Source organism: Dielma fastidiosa, assembly GCF_000313565.1.
In the GTDB taxonomy this organism is placed as follows: Bacteria; Bacillota_I; Bacilli_A; order Erysipelotrichales; family Erysipelotrichaceae; genus Dielma; species Dielma fastidiosa.
In genome coordinates, this window is record NZ_CAEN01000077.1 from 1 (window position 1) to 1,784 (window position 1,784).

A 1,784-nucleotide genomic window follows, 5' to 3' on the forward strand; every position below is an offset into this window, starting at 1 on the left:
GAGATCATCGCAAGCTGCGGGGCCATCGAAGCCTCCTTCACGATCTTCGTTTATGCAATCGAAGACACACCGCAGGATATCGAAGCAGAAAAGATCCGCATCGATACTGCCGTGACAACGATGCAGATCGATGATAAAGAATACTTGACAGTCAGCTTTGACCCATCGGATACGACGAATAAAGCTGTCCGCTGGGAAAGTGATCAGCCGGAGGTGATCCGCGTTGAGGCAGCGACCGGTCTGATCGAAGCAGTGGGTGCCGGTGAAGCAACGATCACCGTAACCAGCTTAGAAAACGAATCGATTTATGATGCGGTGACGATCACCGTCATGGAACGATCAGGCATCACATCCCTGAGCTGGGAAAATGAGATCAGCACCTTATTAAAGGGAGAGATCGGTGAATTGAAGGCAGTGATCACGGGTACCGGTGAGGAAACAAGCTTCAAACCAGTTTGGAGCAGCAGCAATCCTGAAGTGATCACAGTCAGCGCGAAAAACGATGACACGGCCAGCGCTGAGATCGAAGCCTTGGCGAAGGGCACGGCCGTCATCTACTTGATGGTACAGGATCAAATGATCACACAGACGATCACGGTAACGGAAACGGAAACGATCCCGGTGACCACGATCACGATCGATGAATTAGGCAATCGTGACTATCTCGAGATGAGCGTGAACGAGAGTCAGGAACTCACGATCCATGTGAATGAAGACGCGGCAGATAAGAACTTGACCGTGACCAGCAGTGACGAAACCATCGCGACGGTCAACGGCACGACGATCGAAGCGATCAGCGAAGGGATCGCGGTCATCACGATCCAGCCAAGCGATGCAGCGAGCAGTGTCGTGCGCAAGATCTTCGTAAAAGTCATGCCTGAACCGGAACCGGAAGTCACGCTGGATAAGAACAGCTTGGTCATCGTGGCAGGTACGGCTGGCAGTGTGAGCGCGACATCGATCCTGGAAGCTACCTATCAATGGAGCTGCGCAGACGATACGGTAACGCTCACGAATGCGGATGAAGCGGCCGTCACCATCCAGACTACGACGACTCAAGTAAAGAATGTTGTGCTGACTCTGAGCGTGACGATCAACGGAAACGAGATCACAAGAGAATGTTTACTGACTCTGATCCCAGCGCCGTCCCAATCAGACGCGGCAGAAAAGATCGAGATCCTCGATGATCAGGGACAGATCCTCGATCTTCTGAAATTGGATCTTACCGCCCCGCAGGCGATGCTTACGGCCCATGTATTACCAGAAACGGCCGTGCAGTATGTGAACTGGACCAGCAGTGATCCGGCGACCGCATCCGTACAGGGAAGCAATTCAGCGATCGTCACGGCTTATAAAACAGGCAGTGTCACACTCACCGCGACAACGCTGGACGGTAAGATACAAGCAAGCATCCCATGTGTGATCACCAACAGCGGCAAAGAAGAAGTGGTGATCCGCAGTATAAAATTGAAAGCCGAGACTCAGGAATTGATGATCGGCGAGCGTGCAGAACTGAGAGTCAGCCTCGATCCTGAATCACAGATCGATCAAGTCTTATTCACGACCAGCAAGGAAGGCATCCTCAGTATCGAAAAGAGCAGTTCGGGAGTCTATGTCATGAAAGGACTCAGCGAAGGCAGTGTCGATGTGACGGTGGTAGCGACCGATGATCTGAGCAAGAAGGATACGCTGCGGATCATCGTCAGCAAAGCACCGGCCCAGCCATTGCTCTTCAAGGAATTCACGTTATGGAACGAGAAAGGCGAAGCGGTATCGACGAAGAC

Annotated in this window: 1 protein-coding gene; it reads left to right on the top strand. The window is 52.3% G+C overall.

Going from position 1 to position 1,784, the window contains the following annotated elements:
* A partial coding sequence (locus DAHG_RS20310; RefSeq protein WP_022936291.1) for an Ig-like domain-containing protein occupies positions 1–1,784 on the top strand: 1,784 nt, incomplete at both ends.